This window comes from Deinococcus sp. QL22, from assembly GCF_023370075.1.
Lineage (GTDB): Bacteria > Deinococcota > Deinococci > Deinococcales > Deinococcaceae > Deinococcus.
Map to the genome: position 1 here is coordinate 236,980 of NZ_CP097154.1, position 25,506 is coordinate 262,485.

Here is a 25,506-nt window from a genome sequence, read left to right on the forward strand (position 1 = left end):
CATTAACCGACAGATCGACTCTGGCATCCCCACACCACACAGAGCATTTGCCTCAGCTCAAAGGAGCGTCCACACATGGCTATTCTGACCGGACAGCAGTTCCTAGACCGCCTTCAGCACCAGCCGCCCACGCTGTACATCGACGGCCAGCGCGTCGTCGATCCCACCACCCACCCAGCCACGCGCAACATGGCCCGCAGCTTGGCGGGGCTGTACGACCTTCAGCATGACTCCGATCTGCGCGACACGCTCAGCTTTGAAGAAGACGGCGAACGCTACGCCATGAGCTTTTTCGTGCCGTGCAGTAAGGATGATCTGGCCCGAATCGGGAAGGCCCACCACCTGCGGGCCAACTATTCGCTGGGCTTTCTGGGCCGTGCGCCCGACTATATGAATGCCAACGTGATGGCTGCCGGACTGGGCGCGGCCTACTTTGGCGCGTGCGAGGCCAGCGGCGAGGGCAAGCGCGATTTTGCCGCCAACATGCGCAACTATTACGAGTTCGTGCGCCGCAACGACCTGTGCCTGACGCACGCGCTGACCAATCCGCAGGTGAACCGGGCCAAGCAGGCCTCGGAAATGCCCGACCCCTACATTGCGCTGGGCGTGGTGGAGGAGCGCGAGGACGGCGTGGTGGTGCGCGGCGCTCGCATGATGGCGACCCTGCCGATTGCCGATGAAATCTTGGTGTTCCCGTCTACCGTGCTGAAGGAAAACGCTGATAAATCCCGCTACGCGATGGGCTTTGCACTGCCGACCAATGCCCCCGGCCTCAGTTTTCAGTGCCGCGAACCGTTCGATATTGGCCGTGACCCCGAAGATCACCCCCTGGGCAGCCGCTTTGACGAGCAAGACGCCTTCGTGATTTTTGACGATGTACTGGTGCCCTGGGAGCGTGTGTTCCTGCTGTATGATACCGAACTGGCAAACAAGGCCTACGCGGGCACCGACGCCGTGCTGCACATGGCCTATCAGGTGGTCAATCTGAAGATTGCTAAAACTGAAGCTCTGCTGGGCGTGGCGCAGGGCATCGTGAATGCCATCGGCAGCGGGCAGTTTCAGCATGTGCAGGAAAAGGTCAGCGAATTCATCCTGACGCTGGAAATCATGAAGGCACTGGAAGTGGCGGCGCGTGAAGGGGCAACCTTGAACCAATACGGTGTGATGACCCCGGCGCGTGGCCCGCTGGACGCCGCCCGCAACTACTACCCCGCCGTGTATGCCCGCCTGACCGAGCTGATTCAATTGCTGGGCGCATCGGGAATCATCATGATGCCCAGTAAAGCCGACCGCGAAGGCCCGCTGGGGCCGATGATCGCCAAGTATTTGCAGGCCGGAAACGCCAGCGCCGAAGAACGCCTGAAACTGTTCCGGCTCGCATGGGATATGACCATGAGCAGCTTTGGCGGGCGGCAAAACCTGTACGAAAAATTCTTCTTTGGCGACCCCGTGCGGATGCGTTCGGCCCTGTATGACGTATACGACAAAGCGCCGTATGTGGAACGCATTCACAGCTTCCTGAAGCGCAGCGAAACGCCCGAAGCGGTGGCCGCCGATGACTGATTCTCAGATGCCCGATATTATCCGCATTGCCCACACCATTTTTACAGTGACCGATCTGGCCGCCAGCCGCGCTTTCTACGTCGACCTGCTGGGCCTGAATGTGCTGCATGAGGAACTGGGGGCGCTGTATCTGCGCGGCGTGGAAGACCGCGAATGGACGCTGAAGCTGGAACTTGCCAAGCAGGCGGGCGTGCGCCAGATCGCCTACCGCGTGCGGGCCGACGCCGATTTGGAACGCATGGCAGCGTTGGCCGAGCGCGAAGGCCTCCCCTACCGCTGGGAATCCGAACGAGATCGGCCCCGCATACTACGCATGCAAGACCCGTTTGGCGTGCCCGTCGCCTTTTTCCGTGAAAGTGTGACCCACCCCTGGCTGTTGCAGGACTACCACCTCCACCGGGGGCCGGGGCTTCAGCGGGTAGACCATGTGAACGTGATGACGCCCGAAGTGGGCCGAATGCGTGACTGGTACGCCAAAGAACTGGGCTTCCGGACATCGGAATATACCGAGGACGACGAGGGCCGCATCTGGGCGGCCTGGGTGCAGCGGCGCGGCGGCGTGCACGATCTCGCCATGACCAACGGCACTGGCCCGCGCCTGCATCACTGGGCCTACTGGATGCCCGACGCCATGAGCATTATCCGGACCTGCGACATTCTGGCGGGAGCGCGGCAGCCCGAACGCATAGAGCGCGGCCCCGGCAGACACGGCATTTCCAACGCCTTCTTCCTGTATGTGCGCGATCCGGACGGCCACCGCATCGAGCTGTATACCAGCGATTACATCACGGTAGACCCGGATTTTGAGCCGATTCGCTGGCATCTGAACGACCCCCGGCGGCAGACTCTCTGGGGAGCCAAAACGCCGCGCAGTTGGTTTGAAGAAGGCTCCAGCCTGGAGGCGTTTGATGGCGGCTGGGTTGAGGCGCAGGAAGGCGAGCTGAAGGGAATACCTGTTCATGTTATTTAGGGTGTGGATGGAATGACCGGGCCTCAGCGAGCTATCCCAGACGATCAACTGTCTGCCCTCGCCGCCGAGTTAGAGGGGGCCGAGGCCACAGGCGTCAGCCTCTCCCCCTTCTCCGAGCGCTTTGAGGGAATGACCATTGCCGATGCTTACGCCGTGCAGCGGGCGTGGGTGGCACACAAAGTCAGTACCGGGCGGCGCATTTTGGGCCACAAAATCGGCCTGACTTCGCGGGCCATGCAGATGGCTTCTCAGATCAACGAGCCAGACTACGGAGCGCTGCTGGACGATATGTTCTTCGAGCCGAACGGGGACATTCCGCTGTCCCGGTTTGTGGCTCCCAAGGTGGAAGTGGAACTGGCGTTCATCCTCAAATCTGATCTGCGTGGCCCGGGCGTGACCCTGCTGGACGTACTGCGGGCCACCGAATACGTGACGCCCGCCGCAGAGATCATCGACGCCCGCATCGAGCGAATCAGCCGCGCTACAGGCAAGCCCCGGCGCGTGCTGGACACCATCAGCGACAACGCTGCCAACGCCGGAATTATTCTGGGCGGGCGGGCGGTGCGCCCCGACGATATAGATTTGCGCTGGGCTGCGGCCTTGTGCATCCGCAACGGAGTGATTGAGGAAACTGGTGTGGCGGCGGGCGTGCTGGGCCATCCGGCGGCAGGAATCGCGTGGCTGGCAAACCGCCTGGCCCCGCACGGCGAAGGCCTCAAGGCTGGCGAAGTCGTGCTGGCCGGGTCGTTCACGCGTCCGGTAGATATTGGGGCTGGCGACGTATTCACCTTCGATTATGGGCCACTCGGCACTTTTTCCTGCCGATTCGCGGGGGGAGCACGTGGACAGTAAGAACGCTTTTGTAAATAACACTTTGGCGAACAACACTTTTAAGACCCGGTTGAAATCTGGCGAACAATTGTTCGGTTTCTGGCTGGCTCTGGCAAATTCCTACAGCGCCGAAATCTGCGCGGGCGCGGGCTTCGATTGGCTGCTGATTGACGGCGAACACGCCCCCAACGACCTACGCTCCACACTGGCACAGCTTCAGGCTGTTGCGCCCTCTCCATCGACTGCCCTGGTGCGGCCTCCCGTGGGCGACTCCGTGCTGATCAAGCAATTGCTGGATATTGGCGCACGCAACCTCATTATTCCAATGGTAGAAACGGCGGAACAGGCCCGCTTCTTGGTGTCTGCCACCCGGTATCCGCCGCTAGGTATCCGTGGTGTGGGCAGCGCCTTAGCCCGTGCCAGCGCCTTTTCCCGCAATGCGGAGTATCTGAAGCAAGCCGACGAAGGCATCTGCCTGATCGTACAGGTGGAATCGGCGGCAGCGCTGGCAGAATTGGAAAACATCGCGGCTGTAGACGGGGTGGACGGCGTATTCATCGGCCCGGCTGACCTTGCCGCCAGCATGGGCCACCTGGGCAACCCCAATCATGCCGACGTGCAGGGCGCTATTCAGGCCGCCGCCGCCCGACTCAAAGCGGCAGGCAAGCCCGCTGGGATTCTCGCCACCGATGAAACAGTGGCCCGCACCTACCTGAGTTGGGGCTACAGTTTTGTGGCTGTCGGGGTAGACGTCATGCTGTTGGCCCGCTCTAGCACGCAACTTGCCGCCAAGTTCAGGCCGGGTTAAGGATTGCTCGTCACGTGACGAGCAGATTCATGCAGCGTGCTTGCCCTAGCATGGTCGCATGATTTACGCCTTCCTGAACCCGGTGGACACCCTGACTGCCGCGCCCACCTCCGATGGGTTTCCTGCTGACGCTTTCGTCACCGATGAATTTGACCGCCGCATGTCGGGCCTCTCGCGCCTGCTGCACGAGGCCACGCTGGTTCCGGTGACAGGTCTGGATGAGGAAGAACTGCTGAACGTACCCGCCGCGTTTTTTTCCTGGCAGGTGCTGCGGCACGGCGCAGTCGTCATTAATCCAGATGGAGAGGAAGACCCGGCGTGGCGGCGGCTGACCGTAGAAACGCTGACCCAGCGGGCCGACGCCCTGAGTCTGGCGTTTCAGGCAGCGCAGCACATCGGGCAATTGGGACAACTGGGCACCGAGGCCGAGTTGATTGAGCGGGGTGGCCGCCCGCTGCTGGTGCGCGTGTCCCATCCGCACGACCTGGATTACGCGCTGGATGCGGCGGCCCTCACCTGGGAAACGTGGCTGGAAGAAGGCCCATTCCGGGGCGACCTGCGCCTCATGCGGGATGGCGACCTGCTGACCATGCTGCCCAAAGAGATCAACCCTGAGAGCGCTGTGAATTACGTGCTGTCTCAGTTGGAAGGCGAAGTGGAATTAACGATTGGCGTGAGTGCGAGCCAGAACGACGCCGCCTTTCTGTCCCTGTGCGACTTTGCCATGATTCCGGGCAGCGGGCCTCTGCTGAGGCTTTCTGCGGCAACGGAGTTTGAATTGGAGTCGGACTAAATTCGCCAGGCAAAAAAAGTTGCTCGTCACGTGACGAGCAAACGGAAGATTTGAATTATTCGCCGTCTAGTAAAGCTTGCACCTGCCCCAGCAACCGCTCTATTTTTTTGCGGCGGGCAGGGTCAAGGCTGTCTAGCGCCCGCTTGTGGCTGAGGCGGCGGGCCACTGCTTGCCAGTTTTCGCCGGGGACAGCGGCGGGTGCGACCTGTACGCGGAGTTCCTGAACAGTGGCTCCTGCTTCAGCAGATTGCAATAATTTGGCGCGTGCGTCAGCATCAGCGACGCGGCCCACAATCAACGCCTTGCGGTAATCCAGTCCCGCACGCACGGCGGCCTGCACATTATCTGGCAGATTTAACACAGCGGCGCGGTTGCGAATAAAAGAGCGCCACGACTCTCGGCCCAGTGCACCAAAGGTGGTGTCCAGACGGGCCACCGCTTCCGGGTCAGCTTCCGGCGCACGGTCGAGCGCGAACATCCGGGCCACCGCCTCGGCTTCTGGCACGTTCAACGCGGCGGCGGCCACCTGCAACCTCGCCCGCACTTCCTCGATCACGTTCAGATTCTCGCGTTGCAGGTTTTCCACAGCGGCGGCCAGACGCGCCTGCGAATCATCCAAATCCCGGATCAGCACCGGAACCTCGGCAAGTCCAGCCAACCCAGCCGCACGCCAGCGCCGTTCTCCGGCCACGATTTCGTAGCGGCCCCCGGCCAGTGGACGCACCAACAGCGGTTGCAAGACGCCCTGTTCGCGGATACTGCGGGCCAAGTCTTCCAGAGCATCGGGCGCAAAATGCACGCGGGGTTGAAAAGTTCCAGCCTGCAAAACCGACACGGGCAAGGTAGTCGAAGCAGGCTGAGACAATGCTTCTACTCCAGACACCAGCCCACTCAGGCGCGAGCCGACCACTGGACGCACTGCTGGCCGACTTTTGGTGCTCATCGCTGAACTCCAGCAGAGTCGCTTTCGGTCAGGTGGAATGGCAATCCAATCACCTGTGCGATTTCGGCGGTCACGCGTAATACATCGGCGTGAACAGGGGAACCGGGCGCGTATATGCCAACGGGCTGGCCTGCGCTGGCACTGTCGTTCCACACAGCTCCCCGGTCTGGAATGGGGCTGGCGAGCGGCTTCAGAATGCCTTGCAGAGCGGCATAGGCCTCGCGGTCATGGGAACGGCGGGCGTCGTAGAGGGTGGGCACATACAGGCCTACGGTTAGGTCAGGGCGCAACTTGCGGTAGGTCGCCATCGCCTCGCTCAATCCGGCCAGCGCGTTCATCCCTTTCTGGCGCGTGGGCACGGGCACGATCAGGTGATCGGCGGCCAGCGCGGCCAGAATGGACAGTTGGCCTAGGCTGGGCGGAGAGTCGATCAGCACCACATCGTACTGGTCTGAAACCTGCGCCAATGCTCCCCGGAGGTGCAGATGAGCGCCCACCACGCCCATCATCTGCCCTTCTGCCAGTGCCAAGGACACATCACTGGGAATGAGATGAAGACCATGCACAGGCACAGGCACGGGTAAAGGATCGCCCCGCGTGGCCATGTCGTAGGCAGTCTGTTCGCGGCGGACACCCTCCACACCCAACCAATCGGTCAAGTTGGCCTGAGGGTCGAGGTCGATCAGGAGAACCCGCAGCCCCGAGTGCGCGAGTGTGTGGCCCACATCCCGCGTCAGGCTGGTTTTCATCACCCCACCCGCATGATTAAAGAGCGTTAGTGTTTGCATCTGTGCCTAGAGTAGCGCGAGTCGGGCAGGGGGAAATTCAGGCATCACCAGAAGGCGGCCCCTGCACAAGCGGGCCGCCTTCCAACTGCTCTCTATATTCAGCTTTTTGGAGTTGAATTACACCTGAACTTCTGCCTCGGTTCTGATGCCTGCCAGTTCGGATTCCAGCTGCTTGAAGGTCATCAAGGCCTGAGCCACCACCTGATCCATGTTGTAGTACTTGTAGGTGGCGAGGCGGCCCACAAAGGTCACATTGGGCATTGCTTCGGCGTCGGCAGCATATTTGCGGTACAGCTCGGCATTTTCGGGGCGGGGTACCGGGTAGTAGGGGTCACCCTCAGCGGTGGGATATTCATACACCAGGCTGGTTTGCGCGTGTGTCTGACCCGTGATGTGCTTGAACTCCGACACGCGGGTAAAGGTGGAATCGTTGGGATGATTGACTGTGCCCACCGGCTGAAACTGCTCCTGCGGGAGTGTGACGTGCTCGAAGTTCAGGCTGCGGTAGGGCAGGCGGCCATAACGGAAATCAAAAAATGTATCGATGGGGCCGGTGTAAATCAGGTGGTCGTGGGGCAGCATATCGATCACGTCACGGTAATCGGTATTCAGCATCACGCTGATGTTGGGGTGCGCCAGCATGGCTTCGAACATACGCGTGTAGCCGTGGCGTGGCATGGCCTGATACGTGTCGGTAAAGTAACGGTCATCGCGGCTGGTGCGGGTCGGCACGCGGGCCGTGACCGAGGAATCAAGTTCGGAGGGATCAAGGCCCCACTGCTTGCGGGTATAGCCCCGGAAAAACTTGTTGTACAGGTCGCGGCCCACCCGGTTCACGATCACGTCTTCACTCGTGCGTACCTGCTCCACGGGTTCGGCCACGCTGGCAAAATAATCTTCGAGTTGCGCGGCGGTCAGGCTCAGACCATACAGGCGGTTCACGGTATCGAGGTTGATAGGAATAGGCAGCTTTTGGCCGTCTACATTCGCCAGCACGCGGTGTTCGTAGGGCCGCCACGCCGTAAATTGCGAGAGGTAATCGAACACCTGCCGCGAGTTGGTATGGAAGATGTGTGGGCCATATGGGTGAATCAGAATGCCGGCCTCATCGTGACGGTCATAGGCATTGCCGCCGATATGCGGGCGGCGTTCCACAATCAACACGCGCTTGCCCACGCTGGCCAGTCGCTCGGCCAATACCGACCCAGCAAACCCTGCACCCACAATTAAATAGTCGAATCCCTGCTTTTTCCAGCTGTTCTGCATATTGAGGTTCATAGAATCAGTCATCGGCGGCCTCCACAACAAGCGTTGTCCGGTTGGTGGCAGCTTCGGCCATTTGAACCTGCATACCTTGCCACGTTTTGTCCCACGAGAGCTGACCCAGATATGAATCCGCACGCGTCTGGCGCTCAGCGGCCTGTGCCGTACCACGTGCATCCAGGAGTTTTTGAATAGCCGCTTCAAAACCAGCCGCGTCGTGGGCAATTTCCAGCAAGTCTTGCTCCCCGTAAGGCCGCACCACGTCATGGATAGCCGTAGACACGACGGGCACGCCTGCCGCCAAATACTCCGGAGTTTTGGTCGGCGAAATAAATTCGGTGGAGTCGTTGCGGGCGAACGGCAGCAGAGCCACATCCCAGCCGCTCAGGTAAGCGGGCAAATCGCCGTAACATTTCTGGCCCAGATAATGCACATTGCTGGCCTGCGGCAGTTCCTCACGCGACACCTTGACCACTGGCCCCAGCAGCACAAATGTCCAGTCGGGGCGGCGCTCGGCCAGTTCGGAAACCAGGGCGGCATCAAATCGTTCATCCAGTACGCCGTAAAAGCCTAAGCGTGGGCCAACCAGCCCCGCCTGGTCTTCGGGTTCAGCGTTCACCGTGCGGGCCCTAGCAAAATGCGGTACATCTACGCTAGACGGAAACGGGAAGACGCGGGGATGTTTGTGCCGCTTAGCTTCCCAGAGGCGGTAGCCGCCAGTGAACACCAGATCGGCGCGGCGGAACAATTCGGCCTCGCGGGTCAGCAGTTCGGGTGGTGCGTGGCGAAAGTTGGCGAGTTCGTCCATGCAGTCGTACACGGTCAGCGCAGGACTCAGGCCCGCCGTGATAGGCAGTTCCATTGGCGTATAGACCCACAGTACATAGTCGGTCAACCCCTCGTTTCTCACCAGTTCTTGGAGCAGCTTGGCGGTGCGCTTCTGTGATTCATCGGCACTCAGGCCATGCGTGACGTGCGGGGTACAGACCATCACGCCGCTCTGATCCTTCCTCAACGCCATGGACTCGCCCTGATCGCCAAAAATCGGTTCCTCAACGTAATAGACCTGTTGGTTCTGCGCGGCCCGCGTCATCAGGTGTTGGGGACGCTGAAATACAAAATCCCAACGCAGGTGGGCAATGCAGATCAGGGCCTGGGGGGTGGGGGCTTGTTGGGCAAGTGGGGAATATGTCACAATACACTTCCTTTCTGTGAAATGAGATTGATGGGACGCAGGCACATTTAAGGAATTTAGCGCCCCAGCGGTCTTTCCCCGTGCCAATCCAGCGAAGGCCAATTCATAAACTTTGCTGCTGGGCTGAGAAATTGGTGAGTATGATTTCATTAATTCTCATCTGCAAATGAATGCAGGTCTGGGCGAAATGGTGGACATGGCTGTCATTTATCCACCCGGTTCCACTGCTCAGCCGCTGGTATCACAGCTCTTCAGTAGTTTCTTTCAGGGCGGCTTCGAGTGCTCCAGCCAGCGCCTGCGTGCCGGGCGGCGTTTAGACGTCATTGACGCCACAGCCCATGACCGCTTTGCCGCGCAGGATTACAGCCGTCTGAGGGGAATCGGAATGCAGACCGCCCGCGACGGCTTTCGCTGGCATCTGATCGAACATACGCCCGGCGAATACGACTTTCGTAGCATCTTGCCGATGCTGAGGGCGGCCCGCCACGCCGGAGTGCAGATTATCTGGGATCTGTGCCACTACGGTTGGCCCGATTTTATGGATGTATTTTCGCCCGAATTTCCGGAACAATTTGGGCGTTATGCTGCTGCCTGCGCTGAGATTCTGGCTGAGGAGAATGGAGAGGACATCTCATTTGTCTGCCCTATCAACGAAATCTCGTTTCTGACGTGGGCGGGGGGCGACGTGGGGTATCTGAACCCATTTGCACACGGGCGCGGGCTGGAACTAAAAATGCAGTTGGTGCGGGCAGCACTGCGGGCTACTGCCGCACTGCGCGCCAGGCTGCCGACTGTCCGCATCGTGTATGCCGAACCGCTGCTCTCCAGTCGCAGCCACCCAGACCGCCCGCACGAGGCCGACGCTGCACAGGCCGAACACCTGGGGCAGTATCAGACGCTGGACATGCTCAGCGGGCGACTCTTTCCCGAACTGGGCGGTTTTCCGGAAGCGCTGGACATCGTGGGGCTGAATTATTACCCCTACAACCAGTGGTTTTTTCATCCCTATGCCCACGAGCGCGAGCATCTGCCCGGAGGACACCCGCTGCACCGCCCGCTGAGTGAGCTCCTGGCCGAAGTGTATGCCCGCTATGGCCGCCCGCTGTTCCTGTCGGAAACGGGGACAGAAGGAGAAGCCCGCCCCGATTGGTTGCGCAGCGTGATGGCAGAAGTGCGGCGGGCACGGGAGCAGGGCACCCCAGTGGAAGGTGTGTGCCTCTATCCAATCCTGAATCATGCGGGCTGGGATGATGACCGCCCCTGTCCCAATGGGCTATGGGACGGGTGCGGCCCACAGGGAGAGCGCCACATTTACGCGCCGCTACTACACGAACTGAGGGCGCAGGGGTTGGCGGGGGCGGGGAATCAAGGGTGGGTCGGGGACGGTCTGATGGTCTAGGATCGAAGGAAGGGCAAGGACAGATGCTCCCTATCCCTGACCCTCTCCGCCCGCTGATGCCTCGCCGCGCGCAATTTCGAGCGCCAGTTGCAACCCCAATTGCCGCTGGGGATTGTCCAGATCACCCAACATGGCCCGCAACTGCTCCAGGCGGTAGTAGATGGTCTGGCGGCGCACGCCCAACTGCCGCGCCGACTGCGCCATGTTGAAATTGTGATCTAGCAGCGCCCCCAATGTGCTGAGCAGCGTGGCACGGGGGCGCGGCGGCAGGGCCAACAGTGCGCCCAGATGCGCCTGCATAAAGCCGAGGCTGCGGCCCGTTTCACTCAGGGCGTCTAGCAGCGGGGCCAAGGACGGCTCGGAGGCGTCAGCGGGTGGCCTGAGAATACGGGCGTGGGCGGCGCGGGTCAGGGCCGCAAAACTGACCTCTTGGCGGAACACGATCAGCGGGAAATCGTAGAGGCGGGCCGCGCCCAGCAGGGCTGGGGGTGGGTCTCGCAATTCGCGTACCAGTTCCAAGATCAGGCCATGCGCCCCTCCTTCCGCCAGCGAACGCAGGTATGCTTCGGCCTCCGGGTCGCTCAGGGCCGTCAGCGGCGAACCCGTACTCAGCAGCACCTCTCCCCCACTCAGAAAACGGGCGGCATCGGCAATTTCGGAGACATGCACCCAGGTCACGGGCTGTGCCAGTCGTCCCTGACCGCTCAGCACTTCCGCGCCCGCAAAGGCAGGCAGGGTCAATAGGTCGGCAAGAGTGGGCAGCATGGGCAAAATCAGGCCAATATCTGCGGCGGCCTGGGAACCAGGGCCACGATAAACCAGGCGGTCTTGATCTTTTCGCCCTCGACATATATGGCAACCACATTCACCTTCATCGGCCCTCTAGGGCCAGTTTCGGTGACGTTCACATGCTCGATGATCCTATCGTCAAGACTCAGACGGCTCACCAGTTCGACCTGGGTGTAGCTCCGTCGCTCAAAACTCTCCAGCATTTGCCGCTGAATCTCTGGCGCACCGTCAGCCATCAGTTTGGACGGATGCTCATAGAACTGAGCATCTTCCCACCAGTACGACATGAACGCTTCTATGTCGCGTGTATTCAGGGCATTGAACTGGCCTGTTACGACTTCCTCAGCAGTTTTTACGGGAATATGGGTCATGGCGAGATGAGCGGAATCGTTTTATCTGCCAATCGGTCTAAAGCCAGGACACACAGTTCCAGATGATCTTCGCGGGTGTCTTCTATCTTGTTGTGACTGATGCCGCGCAAACTCTGGACAAACAACATCACGGTAGGCACTCCGGCGCGGGCCACTTCTGCCGCGTCGTGCAGGGGGCCGCTGGGCAGGCGGTGGCTGGTGGGCGTGACCTCTAGAATGGACGCCTCACACGCGGCGATCAACTCTGGATCAAACAAAATCGGTTCGATGCTCCAGAGATCGGCAAATGTGACGGTGCAGCCGCCTTCCTCGGCAAAGCGGGTGGCGGCGGCCTGTGCATCCTGCCACATAGCGGCCAGTTTTTCGGCGTTCAGGTGGCGCTGATCCAGGGTAATTTCGCAGGTTTCCACGACGCTGGTAACAATGCCGGGAAGGGTTTTGACGCTGCCTACCGTACAAACTCCACCGTGTCGCCCAGCAATGTCATAAATTTCTGCCCCGAATTTTCCGGCAGCCAGGAACGCATCGCGCCGGACATTCATGGGCGTGCTGCCCGAATGCGCCGCTTGTCCGTGAAAAGTGAGGGTGTGCCGCTCCACGCCTACCGTACCCAGCACCGCGCCCAGCGGAAGCCTCAGCCCTTCTAACACTGGCCCCTGCTCGATGTGCAGTTCCAGATAAGCGGCGGCGTTTTTCAGTTCACCCTGAGCCTGAGGCGCGTCGGCCAGAGTTACACCAACTTTCAGCAGTGCGTCGGTCAAAGAAATACCGTCCCGGTCATGCAATTTTGCCATCTGGTCTACATCGAAGTACCCGCTGGCCGCGCTGGAACCGTAGAGGCTGCGGCCAAAGCGTGCGCCTTCCTCATCGGCCCAGTCCACGAGGCGCACCGTCACAGGCGGTTTGCCGCCGTACTGCGCGTTGATACGGCGCAAGACTTCTAGGCCCGCCAGCACATTCAGGCAGCCGTCCAGCCAACCGCCGTTGGGCACGCTGTCGAGGTGGCCGCCGATCAGCAGTTCTCGTTCCGAATCGCCGCGCAGCGTGGCCCACAAATTGCCCGCCGGGTCGGTGTGTACCTCTACGGGCAATTCCGCCAACCGCTCCTTCAGAAAGTCGCGGGCAGCCACCCACTTGTCGGTAAACGCCACCCGCTGAGCGCCGTTTTCATCGCCAGTCAGGGCACGCAAGGCTTTGAGTTCGTTTATGGTTCGGCGCGGATCGAGTGTGGTCATAGGCTCCCCTTTAGGAACTAAAACCCGCCAACTCCATTGTGTAGGGTTGGCGGGGCGATCAGGTGGCTACTTTTTGATGATTTTATTGCCTGTTCCCGTGATGCGCGTTAAGGGTTTGGCCCCCTTCAGCGACTTACTCCATGTCACGGTATTCTGCTTACCATTTACGACGATCTGGCCGACTGCCACAACAGTAATGCCATTCTTGTTGCCGTTTACCACGACCTGCGTGCAATTGCCGGTCAGGGTCACTTTGTTGCTGTTGCCGCCCACCGTCATGGCGTTGCCGTTGCATTTCAGGGCGCGAACCGAGTTGTCGCCTGCCAACATCTGGCCCATGCCAGGCACGGTCATGGTGGCGCTCTGGGCAGCAGCGTGGGTAGAACACAGGGATCCAACGAGGATCAATCCAGTCGCCCACCACCGCACCAGGGGAATCATGCTGCCCACTCTATCCCGGACCTGTCGAGCTTGCTGCGATGAGTGAGCTTACTTCTTCCCGGTGGCCGCCTGCCAGATGGTGTAGTCCACGGCTCCGGCGGCGGGTTCGCCCCTCAGGATGCCGAGGCTTCTGAGCAGGGCCACATTAGATTTGTACACGGCGGGATCGAGGTACCCGGCGCGGCCAGAGAGCGTGGGGCCGCTGTTATACAGCTTGGCGATTTCGGCCATTTGCCAGGTCTGGTGGCCTTTGGGGTCGGCGCGGGTGCCGGAGCCTTTGCAGGTATTACCGCACAGGGGCAGCACGATATTCACGGCTTCGGCCTGATTTTTCACGGCGTAATTCCAGCCCTTGATGGACGCCCGCACCAACCGCGCCGCCACTTCGCGCCCGCTGAGGCCACTATTTTTAAAGTTCTTGTCGTCCAGGACCTTCTGCGAGGTGAACATCAGGTCTTCCAGCAAGTTGATGCCGTAATCGGACGCCTTAAAGACGCGGAGTTTGTCCATGCTGTAGCCGAGGCCCACGATCTGGTTCAGCTCGTTGTAGGTCATGGCCGACACGAGGTCTACCTTGTCGGGAAACACGATGCTGGGGTCGAACGGGTAGGTGACGGCCTGCACGCTGGGATTGGACACCGTAGAGTCGAGGCTGGTGGTCAGGCCATACTTTTTCATCAGGGCAATGGCCGGGTATTCGTTGCCGCTGGGCCACACGCCCACACGCTTGCCCTTAAAGTCGGCGGGTTTGGTCATCTTGCTGGTTTTGAGCGATACCAACGTAAAGCCGGATTTCTGGAACAACTGCGCGATGTGAACCACGGGGAGGCCCTGCTGGCGGGCGGTGAGCAGGTCGGTAATCCAGGTGGTGCCGAAATCTGCCGCGCCTGTGGATACGGTCTGAATGGGCGACTGATCCCCGATGGGCAGAAGTTGCACGTCCAGCCCCTCTGCCTTGAAATACCCTTTGGACTGAGCCACGAAGAACCCGGCGAACTGGGCCTGCGGAAACCACTTCAATTGCAGCCGTACCTGCACGGGCTTGGCGGGCGTGCCGGATTGAGCAGTGGCTGTGGGAAGAACGGCGAGACCGAGCAGGGCGGATAGGAGCGCGAATTTCTTCATGGTGGAACCTCCGAGAAAGAGGGGATGTGCAGTTCAGGTGATTCAAGTTCTCCGCAGCACATAGCGCTCTAATGCCGCAATAAGCAGGTAGAACGAAATACCGATAACTGAGGCGACGACAATAGCGGCCCACACGATGTCCAGCCCAAACCTCCCGACCTCGATCTGAATGCGGAAGCCCAGCCCGTGTCCTTCTGTGCCGAAAAACTCTGCGACGATGGCATTTATAAGAGCCAGCGTGGAACTGACGCGCAGGGCGGTAAAAATGAAGGGGAGGGCCGAGGGCCAGCGTACCTCACGGAAGGTCTGGGCGGGCGAGGCGGCGTAGGAGTGCATTAGGTCGAGGTGCATAGGCTGGGCGCTTTGCAGGCCGCGCACCGCGTTGATGACGACGGGAAACAGGACAGTAATAGCGACGATGATGGTCTTTGAAGGCCACCCCAACCCTGCCGCCTTGATGACGACTGGGGCCAGAGCGACGATAGGCACGCTGGACAGCAGCGCCGCGTAGGGCAACACACCGCGCTCCAGGATGCGGAAGCGCACGGCCAACAGCGCCAGACCCAGCCCCGCCAGCGTACCGATGATGAATCCAAGCAAGGCCTCCAGCACGAAGGTGTAATAGGCGTCTTTAAGCAGCACGTTGCGGGCAGCCCACAACGCCTGCGCCACCTTGCTAGGCGTGGGAATTAGGCCAGTGGGAATGGCGTAGGCCCGCAGCACGGCCTCGGCGGCAAGGATGGCGAGGATCAGCGTAGCGGCAGCGGGCAAGATTCGGGCGGTGCGGGTTTCGCCCTGTGCGCTCTGGCGGATGCCTACCGCACCTACCAACAGGAGCGCCAGCACACCCACCATCCAGGGCCACGCCACCGCCGGAGCAGCTTGTCCGGCCAGCAGGAAACTCAGAGCCAGCAATCCCAACGCCGAGAGCAAAATCAGCGGCAGCCCGAAGCCCGAGCGCATGGGCAGGGCCGCTGCCTGCACGTTATCTCGCGTCATGCTGGGGGTCGCCATCTTGTCACCAGCCTTTCCAGCCCGCCAATAATGCCCACCAGCACGATCCCCAGCGCCGCGCCGTAAATCATGATGACCCACAGCGCCACCGTATCGGACGCCCGCGAGTTTTCGGCCAGCATCTTGCCCAGACCGGAAAAGGAAATGGTGCTGATTTCGGCCACGATACTGCCCACCAGCGCCGCCGTTGCCGCTACTTTCAGCGAGGTGAACAGGTAGGGCAGGCTGGCCGGAATCTGAAGCAGCCCCAACACCTGCGCGGGCGAGGCGCGGTAGGTTCGCATCAGATCCAGTTGCAGGGGATCGGGACTGCGGAGGCCCTGCGCCATGCCGATGGCGATGGGGAAAAAAGCGATATAGGCGGCAATGATGGCCTTGGGCAAGAAGCCCTGCACGCCGTATTGCCCCAGCAGCACGGCCAGCATGGGTGCAAGGGCCACGATGGGCACGGTTTGCGAGGCCACCAACCAAGGCAATGTGGCTCGCTCGAAGCTGCGGCTGCGAACCAGTAATATTGCCAGCACCAGTCCCAAAACCGATGCCAGCGCCAGCCCCAGCAACGTTTCGCCGCCTGTCACGAGGGCGTTGTAGGGTGCACTGGTGGGGGCAAGTGGCGGCACGCTCAGGCTGGTAAAGCCGCTGGCGAACTGACTCGGCGCGGGAATGACCGGATTGCGGAGCTGTGTGGCACAGGCCAGAGCCGTCTTACAGCCCAGATCTGCGCCACTGGCGAGCGAGCGGGCCGCCTGCCCCGAATTGGCCCACAGCATCAGCGGCCAGTACAGCAGCAGTGCGGCGAGCGCGACGCCGAGCATGGGCAGCAGATTGGAGGGGCGGCGGGTGGGGCGCGGCAGGGTAGTCACGACTGTAAACCCCCCCGACCCCTGCGGGGCCACCCCCCCTTAGAGAGGGGGACAACAGAAGTTTCATCCTCCTCTCTAAGGGGGGGCGTTGCAAAGCAACGGGGGGGTTGGTACACCGCCCCCCTCACGAATGCCCCTTCTTCAGCAGTTCTCTAATCTGGGTCGCATACTCGAAAAAGCGCGGGTCTTCACGGCTTTCATCGGTGCGGGGGTGCGGCAACCCAATATCCACAATGCCCTCGATCTTGCCGGGGCGGGCGGTCATGACCACCACGCGGCTGCTGAGAAACACCGCCTCGCTGATGGAATGGGTCACGAACACCACTGTTTTGCCCGTTTCGCGCCACAGCCGCAACAGTTCCAGATTCAGATTCTCACGGGTGATTTCGTCCAGGGCCCCGAACGGCTCGTCCATAAACAGCATCGCCGGATCGAAGGCCAGCGCCCGCGCAATGCTGACGCGCTGCTGCATCCCGCCCGACAACTGCCACGGATAAGACCGCTCGAATTTTTCCAGTCCCACCAGCTTCAGCATCTCGCGGGCGCGGCTGTCACGCCCTGCTTTGGGCGTATTCATCACGTCCAGCGGCAACTTCACGTTGTTCAGCACATTGCGCCACTCCATCAGCGCCGGGGCCTGAAACACGTAGCCGTAAGCGCGGTTTTCGCGGGCAGCGCGGGGCGTGCCACCGTTGACCAACAGTTCCCCGCTTGTGGGTTGAATCAGGTCGGCCATCAGCCTCAGCAGCGTGGTTTTGCCGCAGCCCGAAGGCCCAATCAGACTGATGAACTCCCCCGGCATGATCTGCAAATTGGCATCCTGCAAGGCCACCGTTTGCCCGCCGGGAGTGGGGAAAATCATCTGAAGGTCGCGCACGGAGACGATGGGAGTGTCAAAAGAAGAACGGGGTGCGGTCACGGATTACCTCTGAGCTGGGGGAAATAGCGCTTGGGATGGAAGGCGAACTCCCCGGTTGCTTTGCAACGGCCCCCTTGGAGAGGGGTGAAAAGACCAGAACTAGCGCCTAAGCAGCTGCCCGCGCCCCACCGTGCCCACGAATTCACCATTCTCGGCAGCCACTTCGCCGCGCACGGTCACGAGCTCGGGGCGGCCATCGAGTTCAAAACCCTCGAAGCCGCTGTAGTCGTTGTTCATGTGGCTGCTGGCGGCACTGACCACGCCCCGGTAATGGGGGTCGAACACCACGATATCGGCGTCGCTGCCCACCGACAGCGTGCCCTTGCGCGGATACAGGCCGAACAACTGCGCGGCGCGGGTGCTGGCGGCGTCTACAAAGCGTTCCAGCCGCAGATTGCCCCGGCTGACACCGTAGGTATACAGCAGATTCACGCGGTCTTCGATGGCGGGAATGCCGTTGGGAATCAGGGTGAAATTGCCGTCGCCCATGTGCTTTTGCGCCACGTCGAAGGGGCAATGGTCGGTGCCCACCGTGTCTATCTGACCCAGTTCCAGCGCCTGCCACAGCGAGGGCTGGTTGCTCTTGTCTCGCAGGGGCGGCGACATCACATGTTTCGCGCCCTCTACGCCGGAGCGTTCGGCGTAGGTTTTATCGAGCAGCAGGTGCGGAATGACCACCTCCACGCCAATGTCCACACCGCGTGCTTTGGCGTCCAGCGCGGCTTCCAGTGCGCGGGCGTTCGAGAGGTGCACCACGTAGCCTTTCGCGCCCGTCATTTCCAGGAAGGTGGCAAAGTGCGCCGTGCCTTCTGCTTCCACCGCTTCCGGGCGGCTGGGCTCGTGCCATTCAGGGCCAGTTTTTCCTTCGGCCAATAGCTTTTGCTGAAGCTGAGACACCAGATCGGCGTTTTCGCAATGTGCGGTCACGATCACGCCTAATTCCCTAGCCAACTTACACACCTGATAAAGCGCGGCGTCATCTATGCCAAATGCACCCTTGTAGGCCAGAAACACCTTGAAGGACTTCATTCCATCGGCCACCAATTGGCGCAAAGTGGTTTCGGTTTCATCATCCCAGCGGGTCACGCCAAGATGGAAGGTGTAATCCGATGCGCTGTTGCCTTCCGCTTTGTTCGTCCAGATTTGCCAGGCGTCGGCCAGTTTTTCGTTGCCCGCTGGACATAGCATTTCAATAAAAGTCGTGGTTCCGCCAATCAATGCCGCCTGAGACGCTGTGGTATGCGTATCTTTGGCAAAGGTGCCCATGAACGGCAGATGCACATGCACATGCGGGTCAATGAAGCCGGGGAAAATGTATTTGCCGCTGGCGTCAATGACCCGTGCGCCTTCGGGGGCAGTCAGATTCTCGCCAATCTGGGCAATGGTTTCGCCGTCGATCAGCAAATCTGCCTTATAGCGCCTGCCGTCCGAAACAAGTTCACCGTTTTGAATCAAGAGACTGGTAGGCAACGTCATTCAGTACATCTCCCTATTTGGATACCTTACCGCTCACACTACACTTGAGCTTCAGCAAAGAGCAAACTCTCTAAGTCCCTGCAATAGAGCGGCAGTGCTATTGACTCAGTGATCCCGTTCAAAAGTCAACTTGCAGATGGTCAGTGAATCTCAATTCCCGCTTCTGCCCTATAAGCTTCCATAGCGGCCCAACTCTGCGTGACGGCGGGGCGGGCGGCGGTCAATTCGTCCCATGTCACGCTCTCGCGTCCGCTGGGTACGCTGACCATTTCGATGCAGTTGTCTACCGGGCATACGTTGGCGCACAGTGCACAGCCCACGCAATCGGGTTCGCGCACGACTGGCACGGGGCGGGTATCGGCTACCTGCCGCCCGTTCATACGCGGATCGAAGCCGGGATCGACGCGTATTCCATCGGTTGAATACAGGTCGATGCACTGGTGCGCGGTGTCATTGCAGGCCACGTAACACAGATTGCACTGAATGCACTTGTCGGGATTGATGCGGGCCACTGCCTGATAGCTCAGGTCGAGTTGCCCAAAAGTGCTGACCTGCGGCAGCGATTTTCCAGCGAAGTCGTAAATGGTAGCAAAGCCCTTGTCATCCATCCAGTTGCTCAGGCCGTCGATCATGTCCTCGACGATGCGGTAACCGTAGTGCATGGCGGCGGTGCAGACCTGCACGGCGGTTGCGCCCAGCAGCATGAATTCGGCGGCGTCCCGCCACGTCACGATGCCGCCCATGCCGCACACGGGCACGCCGGAACGCAGCACGCCGGGGTCAGTCATCAGTTCGGTCAGCATGTTCAGCGCAATCGGCTTGACCGCTGGCCCCGCGTAGCCGCCGTGCGTGCCGCGCCCGCCGATGTTGGGCGTGATCTGAAAGGAGTCCAGATCGACCTTCATGATGGAATTGATGGTGTTGATCAGCGAGAGGGCGTGTGCGCCACCCGCGATTCCGGCGTGCGCGGGTTCGATGATATGGGTGATGTTAGGCGTCAGTTTGACGATCACGGGCAATTTGGTGACAGACGTGACCCAGTGCGTGTTCAGCTCGCACATTTCCGGCACCTGGCCCACCGCCGCGCCCATGCCCCGTTCGCTCATGCCCTGTGGGCAGCCGTAGTTCAGCTCAATGCCGTCTGCGCCTGTGTCCTCGATCATCATCACGATGTCGCGCCATGCCTGCGGATCGGCGTCCACCATCGCAGACACGATCACGGCGCGGTCAGGCCACATCCGCTTCACTTCCGCAATTTCGCGCAGATTCACGTCCAGTGGGCGATCCGAAATGAGTTCTACGTTGTTGATCGCCAGAAGCCGCTGCCCGCCGATGCTGAGGCCGCTGTAGCGGTTGGAAATGTTGAGCACGGGTGCGCCGATGGTTTTCCAGACGGCTCCGCCCCAGCCATGTTCGAAGGCGCGGTTGATCTGAAGGCCGGAATTGGTGGGCGGCGCGGAGGCCAGCCAGAACGGGTTGGGGGCACGGATGCCCGCGAAGTTGATGGACAGGTCAGCCATAATGGGCCTCCGTTTCACGGCTCTGGGAATCCGGGGTGGGTGTGGGGTGTGGGTTGTGGGCTATGAGAAGCACCAGTAGGACAGCGTCCATCAGTCTGCCGCCACGTCTGTCGTCAGCGCCGCGCCAATACTCGCTGCTGCAATTTTGCCGTCCTGCACGGCCATGACCGTACTGGCACTGCCGCGCACGCGCACGCCGTCACCGCCTGCCCACACGCGGGGAAGGCTGGTTTGCAGGTCTTCGTTAACCTTGATATAGCCGCTCTCCAACTCCAGCCCCAATACCTCAGCCAAAGCGGGCTTCTCCTGCCCAATCGCCTTGATGACCGTATCGCATTCGATCACGAATTCGCTGCCCTTTACGGGTTCGGGGCGGGCGCGGCCAGAGGCGTCGGGTGCACCGAGAGCCATTTTGACGCAGCGTAAACCAGTGACCTTACGGCCTTTACTCAGCACCTCTATCGGCTGGGTCAGGAACGTGAAGTGGATGCCCTCGTGCAGCGCAAATTCGTATTCGTGGCGGTAGGCAGTCATCTCGCGCTCGGTACGGCGGTATACCATATTCACGTCAGCCCCGGCACGGCGGGCCATTGTCGCGGCGTCTATGGCGGTATTGCCTGCCCCGATCACTATTGCTTTGTGTCCGGGTTGAATGCTGGCCGGGTTCAGTTTGGCCTGCTCAATGAAGTCTAGGCCGTCCAGCGCATGTTCTTCGCCGGGAATGCCCATCGCGGGTACGGCTCCCAGACCCAGGGCCAGAAAAACGGCGTGATGCTCGTTCAGCAAAATGTCCAGTTCGGCGGCTCCGGTCAGTTCGTGGCCCGTTTGCACGTCCACGCCCAGCGCCCGCACCGCTTCGACCTCGCGCTGCGCCACTTCTATCGGTTCGCGCAGGCTGATGATGCCGTAGGTGCTGAGGCCGCCCGCCAATTCGCGTTTTTCCAGCAGCGTGACGGCGTGGCCCTGCTTTGCTAACTCCGCCGCCGCGCTGATTCCGGCGGGACCACTGCCTACCACCACTACCTTTTTCCCGGTGGGCGCTCCCGGTTGGAACATCTGCAATCCGCGCTCCTGCACGTGATCAACGGCGTAGCGTTGCAGGCGGCCAATCTGGATGGGCTTGTGGTCTGCGCCCAGTACGCACGCGCCCTCGCAGAGTTCTTGCACCGGGCAGACACGGGCGCAGGTACCGCCCAGAAAGTTGGCTTCCAGAATGGTACGGGCACTACCGCGCACGTTTCCGGTACTGATTTTGCGGATGAAGGTGGGAATGTCGATGTGGGTGGGGCAGGCGTGCAGGCAGGGCGCGTCAAAACAGTACAGGCAGCGATTGGCCTCCACGCTGGCCTCGTACTGCGTCATGGGCGGCAATAATTCCTGCCACGCGCTGCCACCCGGCGACAGTTCGGGCGGGTTGAAGGTTGAATCGGGCGAACCAGACGGAATAGATGTCATGACAGACCTCGGAGTGGAGGGACGCTGCGGGCACGTCCGGCTGCAAGAGGTCGGTCCGTGCCCTCACGGGAGCCGATTTAACCGATGTGCATAATATTAAGCCTAGCTCCATGAAACGTCAAACGACGACAAATTGCAATGAAACGGACATTACAGCGCCAGAAGTCAGCGCATTCAACCAGAGTGACAGATTCTAGTGATCAAACTGAAAAATCAGTAAATACGATCATGCATATCTATACCCGCTTTGAATAGAAACGGGAGGGCAGCTACGCAGGATGCAGACCAACACAGGTCAGGAATTGAATGGTGTAACGCCTTCAGCATACGCTCCAGCAGTGAGAAAAGTTCAATTCCATCCATTATGTTGGGGAAATCCAGAACGGGCAAGCGCACCATTTTTTGCGGTCAGACTGCTAGCATTCTCCCGATGATTGACGCTGATCTGCCTGCCGCCGCACCCGCCGGGGGCCGCAAGGAGCAGATTTACCGTGTGGCTGCTCGACTTTTTTCAGAGGTGGGCTACCGCTCTACCTCTATGCGCGATATTGCCGCCGCCCTGAACATGAAAGCGGGCAGCCTGTATTCGCACATCAACAGTAAAGAAGACTTGCTGTGGGGCATAGTGCAGAGCGTGGCCGACGAGTTTGATGAGGCGCTGCTCCCCGCCCTGAACAATGAACTGCCGCCCGCTGACTGCCTGCGCCTAGCGCTGGAAGGCTACACCGATGTGGTCACGCGCAACTTGGAATTCTCGGCGGTGCTGTTTAGCGAGTGGCGGCAATTGCCCCCAGAGCGGCAGGAAGCGGTGACCGCGCGGCGCGACGCCGTGGAGCGGGTCTTCCGGGGCATTTTGCAGGACGGCGTGGATTCCGGTGATTTCGCGCCCGATACGAACGTCAAGCTGACGGCGGTGCTGGCCCTGTCAGGCGCAAACTGGCTACCCAATTGGTTCAGGCCGGGGGGTCGCCTCAGCCAGACGGATGTGGCCGACAGCTTTGTGGGCTTATTGCTGCGCGGAATAGAGCGGGCCTAAGCTGGGGCAAAGAAAAACTCCCCATCCAAGACGCTGGAAACGGGGAGTGATATCGGTGGTGAACTACTTAGGGTCTTCTATCGTCGTGGGCGTTTCCGCCTCCTTACTCAGCGTTTGCCCCATTCGGCCTGCCTTTTTCACGCTCTGGGTCAGAAGAAATTCTATCTGGGCGTTCACGCTGCGGAGGTCGTCGGCGGCCCAGCGTTCCAGGGCGGCGTACAGTTCAGGGCTGATCCGGAGCGGGTAGTTTTTGCGTGCCACACGCCCTCACCCGGCCCGCTTCCTGCCACCCTGCGCCACACTCAAGGCGCTCAATACAGGCTCCCGGCGTTCACGATGGGCTGGGTGCCGCGCTCGCTGGTCAGCACGACCAGCAGATTTGAAACCATTTGGGCTTTACGTTCCTCGTCGAGTTCCACGATTTTTTGCTCGGACAGTTGCTGGAGCGCCATTTGCACCATACCCACCGCGCCCTGAACGATTTGCGTGCGGGCGGCAATGATCGCGCTGGCTTGCTGCCGCTGCAACATAGCCCCGGCAATTTCGGGAGAGTAGGCGAGGTGCGACAGGCGAGCTTCCAGAATCTCCACGCCCGCGTGCCGGAGCCGGGTTCCGAGTTCGCTGACCAGCGCTTCGGCCACCTCATCGGGATTTCCGCGCAGGCTCGTACCCGCTTCATCGTAATTGTCGTAGGGATACTGTGAGGCGAGGTGGCGCAATCCTGTTTCGGCCTGAATCGCTACGAACGCCATGTAATCTTCTACATCGAACACGGCGCGGGCCGTATCTACGACGCGCCACACAATGACCGCTGCGATTTCTATAGGATTTCCCATCTGGTCATTCACTTTCAGGCGCTCGGAATTGAAATTACGAATTCTGAGCGAAATGCGCTTGCGAACAGTAAAGGGATTCGTCCAGTAAAACCCGTTGCGGCGCTCTGTACCCACATAGCGGCCAAACAGAGTGAGCAAAGAGGCTTGATTGGGCTGCACGATGAAAAATCCCAGCAGGCCGAAGAAGGTCAAAACGCCGAGGATGACTCCGACTACAAACTGTTCGGCGGCCAGCATCCAGAGCGTGAGGCCCGCCAGCACGATCCACACCAGCACCGCAGGCACGCCGGGCAACCCAAAGGCGCGGCGTTCCACACTGGCTACGCCCGATTCGGGGGAAACGCCGCTCTGGTAGGCAGGAATGACTGGGGGTTGTTCGAGTTTATTCATAAATTGCTCCAGAACAGGTGATGGCAGAAAAGCCTGCAAGCCATCAAATGTGTATCAAATTGATATCACTTTTTGGACAAAATGTCTATGGGGCGAATCGTTCGCCCAGCCAAAAGCCGCCCACTTTACGGACGGCTTATACCGGTCACTCCTGAGGCACGCTTATTGCGTGGCCGCTTTTACAGCCTCTAGAGCATCCAGCAGGGCGTACCCCGACACAGTGGTTTTGTTGGCACTCGACAGCAGCAGCGCGCGGGTTTGCGGAGCCGTGAGCGCGGAGTTGGCCGCCATCATCAAGGAGGCGACGCCGCTGACCAGGGGGGCCGCTTCACTGGTTCCAGCGCTCAGGCCGTAGCTCCCCTGCGAGGTCGGTTGGAGAACGAGCAGGTTGTCTTGCTGGCTTGTTCCGGCACAGCCGCCCCCACCGCCGGGAGCCACCAGATCCAGCGGGCGCGAATAGGTGCTGTTGGGGCGGGCACTGTAACAGGCCAACGAATTCCCGGCTCCAACCGCGCCCACCGCAATCACATTGGGATTACTGGCGGGAAAATAGACTCCATCCAGAGCGGTATTTCCAGCGGCAGCCACCAGCACCGCACTGGCCGCCGCCGCATTCAGCGCCGTATCCAAGACCTTGTCGCCGGGGTCTTTGCCGTACTCGCTGGGCTTGATGCCAAAGCTCATATTGACTACTTTCGCGCCCTGTGCAACGGCGTGGTTGAGGGCTTGGGCCACCTGTGCCGTCGACCCGCCGCCCGCACCCAAAACCTTGTAAGGCATCAGGTTTTTTCCGCCCCAGGTGACGGCAGCCACGCCAATTCCATTGTTGGTGGCCGCCCCCAGCAGGCCGATGACAGCGGTGCCGTGTCCATCGGTGTCGTTGGTATCGCTCGTGACCGCGCTGCCCGTGTAATTGCGTGCGGCCACCAGTCTTCCATCCAGATCGGGATGATTGCTGTCGGCACCACTGTCCAGCACAGCAGTTTTGACACTGACGGGCGTTTTACCGCAACCAGCCAAGAAATCCCACGCGGCCTGCGCCCTGATACGCGGCAAGTAAGTTTGGCTGATGGGAATAGAATCAATCTGTATCCCGCCGTTGTAGCCCGGATCATTGGGCACCGCCAACGCCCGATACACAAAGTTAGGCTGAACGGTCAAGCCCTCTTCCTGCAACTGTGCAGCCAGAGCCTCCTCAGATTCGCCATCTGGCACGCTGGCGAGGGTCAGGGTAGGAGTAATGGCCTGAGCCTCGACCCGGCTCAAGGCCCGCAGCGCCTGTGCGCTGAGCTTGCCCCCGCTGAGGCGACCTGCGGCATGGGTCACCAATACTTCGCCGGGCACATGGGGCGCGTTCCAGTCAGGCGTGGACACTGTGCTGGACATGACCGAGGCCGAGAAGATACTGGCAGGTACCACCGATTGTTGACAAACTTGATCTCCACCCCCTCCTGTTTCACCCCAATCGCCGCAGGCCGTGAAC

Annotated in this window: 25 protein-coding genes; 7 read left to right on the top strand and 18 right to left on the bottom strand. The window is 60.6% G+C overall.

Annotated elements, in window-relative coordinates:
- Positions 1 to 75 precede the first annotated feature (75 nt).
- The 5 genes from hpaB to M1R55_RS27595 are packed head-to-tail and all read left to right on the top strand — an operon-like array spanning position 76 to position 4,965.
- Positions 76 to 1,563, top strand: coding sequence for a 4-hydroxyphenylacetate 3-monooxygenase, oxygenase component (hpaB, locus tag M1R55_RS27575; RefSeq protein WP_249396208.1), 1,488 nt, complete (start codon positions 76 to 78; stop codon positions 1,561 to 1,563).
- Positions 1,556 to 2,533 (top strand): 3,4-dihydroxyphenylacetate 2,3-dioxygenase, encoded by a 978-nt coding sequence (hpaD, locus tag M1R55_RS27580; RefSeq protein ID WP_249396209.1) that lies wholly within the window; start codon positions 1,556 to 1,558, stop codon positions 2,531 to 2,533. Before hpaB ends, hpaD begins: the two co-directional genes overlap by 8 nt.
- Before the next feature lie 12 nt (positions 2,534 to 2,545).
- A complete protein-coding gene (hpaH, locus tag M1R55_RS27585) occupies positions 2,546 to 3,385 on the top strand; it encodes a 2-oxo-hept-4-ene-1,7-dioate hydratase (protein WP_249396210.1) in 840 nt (279 codons plus the stop codon).
- Positions 3,375 to 4,172, top strand: coding sequence for a 4-hydroxy-2-oxoheptanedioate aldolase (hpaI, locus tag M1R55_RS27590; RefSeq protein ID WP_371827326.1), 798 nt, complete (start codon positions 3,375 to 3,377; stop codon positions 4,170 to 4,172). Before hpaH ends, hpaI begins: the two co-directional genes overlap by 11 nt.
- Positions 4,173 to 4,230: 58 nt before the next feature.
- Positions 4,231 to 4,965: a hypothetical protein gene (locus M1R55_RS27595; protein ID WP_249396211.1), complete on the top strand. Its 735-nt coding sequence runs from the start codon at positions 4,231 to 4,233 to the stop codon at positions 4,963 to 4,965.
- 55 nt (positions 4,966 to 5,020) lie between these two features.
- Here M1R55_RS27595 and M1R55_RS27600 read toward each other — a convergent pair whose 3' ends face one another.
- The 4 genes from M1R55_RS27600 to M1R55_RS27615 all read right to left on the bottom strand — a co-directional run bounded on the left by M1R55_RS27600 (position 5,021) and on the right by M1R55_RS27615 (position 9,052).
- Positions 5,021 to 5,908, bottom strand: a complete 888-nt coding sequence (locus M1R55_RS27600) for a ParB/RepB/Spo0J family partition protein (RefSeq protein WP_249396212.1) — start codon at positions 5,906 to 5,908, stop codon at positions 5,021 to 5,023.
- On the bottom strand, positions 5,905 to 6,696 hold the full coding sequence (locus tag M1R55_RS27605) for a ParA family protein (RefSeq protein ID WP_249396213.1): 792 nt from the start codon (positions 6,694 to 6,696) through the stop codon (positions 5,905 to 5,907). Before M1R55_RS27605 ends, M1R55_RS27600 begins: the two co-directional genes overlap by 4 nt.
- Before the next feature lie 117 nt (positions 6,697 to 6,813).
- The gene (gene glf / locus M1R55_RS27610; RefSeq protein WP_249396214.1) at positions 6,814 to 7,986 is read right to left on the bottom strand and encodes a UDP-galactopyranose mutase; all 1,173 of its coding nucleotides are present in this window, start codon (positions 7,984 to 7,986) and stop codon (positions 6,814 to 6,816) included.
- Positions 7,979 to 9,052 carry a glycosyltransferase gene (locus M1R55_RS27615; RefSeq protein ID WP_249396365.1) on the bottom strand — a complete coding sequence of 358 codons (1,074 nt, stop codon included), beginning with the start codon at positions 9,050 to 9,052 and terminating at the stop codon, positions 7,979 to 7,981. Before M1R55_RS27615 ends, glf begins: the two co-directional genes overlap by 8 nt.
- Positions 9,053 to 9,320: 268 nt before the next feature.
- On the opposite strand from M1R55_RS27615, the gene M1R55_RS27620 reads away from it, so the two are divergent.
- Positions 9,321 to 10,553 carry a beta-glucosidase gene (locus M1R55_RS27620; RefSeq protein WP_249396215.1) on the top strand — a complete coding sequence of 411 codons (1,233 nt, stop codon included), beginning with the start codon at positions 9,321 to 9,323 and terminating at the stop codon, positions 10,551 to 10,553.
- A 30-nt stretch (positions 10,554 to 10,583) separates the two neighbouring features.
- Here the strand turns inward: M1R55_RS27620 and M1R55_RS27625 are convergent, their stop codons facing one another.
- The 11 genes from M1R55_RS27625 to M1R55_RS27675 form a co-directional block, all read right to left on the bottom strand.
- Complete coding sequence (locus M1R55_RS27625; protein WP_249396216.1) at positions 10,584 to 11,318, bottom strand: PucR family transcriptional regulator; 735 nt, start codon at positions 11,316 to 11,318, stop codon at positions 10,584 to 10,586.
- 8 nt (positions 11,319 to 11,326) lie between these two features.
- Positions 11,327 to 11,713, bottom strand: a complete 387-nt coding sequence (locus M1R55_RS27630; RefSeq protein WP_249396217.1) for a nuclear transport factor 2 family protein — start codon at positions 11,711 to 11,713, stop codon at positions 11,327 to 11,329.
- Entirely contained in the window at positions 11,710 to 12,948 is a 1,239-nt protein-coding gene (locus tag M1R55_RS27635) for a hydantoinase/carbamoylase family amidase (protein WP_249396218.1), read from the bottom strand. The genes M1R55_RS27630 and M1R55_RS27635 overlap by 4 nt, the downstream gene beginning before the upstream one ends.
- 66 nt (positions 12,949 to 13,014) lie before the next feature.
- Positions 13,015 to 13,389, bottom strand: a complete 375-nt coding sequence (locus tag M1R55_RS27640; protein ID WP_249396219.1) for a DUF3060 domain-containing protein — start codon at positions 13,387 to 13,389, stop codon at positions 13,015 to 13,017.
- Positions 13,390 to 13,437: 48 nt separating this feature from the next.
- Positions 13,438 to 14,514 carry an ABC transporter substrate-binding protein gene (locus M1R55_RS27645; protein ID WP_249396220.1) on the bottom strand — a complete coding sequence of 359 codons (1,077 nt, stop codon included), beginning with the start codon at positions 14,512 to 14,514 and terminating at the stop codon, positions 13,438 to 13,440.
- A 42-nt stretch (positions 14,515 to 14,556) separates the two neighbouring features.
- Entirely contained in the window at positions 14,557 to 15,513 is a 957-nt protein-coding gene (locus M1R55_RS27650; RefSeq protein WP_249396221.1) for an ABC transporter permease, read from the bottom strand.
- Positions 15,510 to 16,343 carry an ABC transporter permease gene (locus tag M1R55_RS27655; RefSeq protein WP_249396366.1) on the bottom strand — a complete coding sequence of 278 codons (834 nt, stop codon included), beginning with the start codon at positions 16,341 to 16,343 and terminating at the stop codon, positions 15,510 to 15,512. The genes M1R55_RS27650 and M1R55_RS27655 overlap by 4 nt, the downstream gene beginning before the upstream one ends.
- A gap of 172 nt (positions 16,344 to 16,515) precedes the next feature.
- Positions 16,516 to 17,253: an ABC transporter ATP-binding protein gene (locus M1R55_RS27660; RefSeq protein WP_249396367.1), complete on the bottom strand. Its 738-nt coding sequence runs from the start codon at positions 17,251 to 17,253 to the stop codon at positions 16,516 to 16,518.
- A 156-nt stretch (positions 17,254 to 17,409) separates the two neighbouring features.
- Positions 17,410 to 18,786, bottom strand: coding sequence for a dihydropyrimidinase (hydA, locus tag M1R55_RS27665; protein WP_249396222.1), 1,377 nt, complete (start codon positions 18,784 to 18,786; stop codon positions 17,410 to 17,412).
- Between the two features lie 140 nt (positions 18,787 to 18,926).
- Positions 18,927 to 20,306: an NAD-dependent dihydropyrimidine dehydrogenase subunit PreA gene (gene preA, locus M1R55_RS27670; RefSeq protein WP_249396223.1), complete on the bottom strand. Its 1,380-nt coding sequence runs from the start codon at positions 20,304 to 20,306 to the stop codon at positions 18,927 to 18,929.
- 90 nt (positions 20,307 to 20,396) lie between these two features.
- Complete coding sequence (locus tag M1R55_RS27675) at positions 20,397 to 21,761, bottom strand: NAD(P)-dependent oxidoreductase (protein WP_249396224.1); 1,365 nt, start codon at positions 21,759 to 21,761, stop codon at positions 20,397 to 20,399.
- A gap of 430 nt (positions 21,762 to 22,191) precedes the next feature.
- Here M1R55_RS27675 and M1R55_RS27680 point away from each other — a divergent pair, with 430 nt between their 5' ends.
- Complete coding sequence (locus M1R55_RS27680; RefSeq protein WP_249396225.1) at positions 22,192 to 22,797, top strand: TetR/AcrR family transcriptional regulator; 606 nt, start codon at positions 22,192 to 22,194, stop codon at positions 22,795 to 22,797.
- Between the two features lie 63 nt (positions 22,798 to 22,860).
- Here M1R55_RS27680 and M1R55_RS27685 read toward each other — a convergent pair whose 3' ends face one another.
- The 3 genes from M1R55_RS27685 to M1R55_RS27695 form a co-directional block, all read right to left on the bottom strand.
- Positions 22,861 to 23,058, bottom strand: coding sequence for a PTS ascorbate transporter subunit IIC (locus M1R55_RS27685; protein ID WP_249396226.1), 198 nt, complete (start codon positions 23,056 to 23,058; stop codon positions 22,861 to 22,863).
- A gap of 50 nt (positions 23,059 to 23,108) precedes the next feature.
- Positions 23,109 to 24,023, bottom strand: coding sequence for an SPFH domain-containing protein (locus M1R55_RS27690; RefSeq protein ID WP_249396227.1), 915 nt, complete (start codon positions 24,021 to 24,023; stop codon positions 23,109 to 23,111).
- A 162-nt stretch (positions 24,024 to 24,185) separates the two neighbouring features.
- On the bottom strand, positions 24,186 to 25,409 hold the full coding sequence (locus tag M1R55_RS27695; protein WP_249396228.1) for a S8 family serine peptidase: 1,224 nt from the start codon (positions 25,407 to 25,409) through the stop codon (positions 24,186 to 24,188).
- Positions 25,410 to 25,506: the final 97 nt, after the last annotated feature.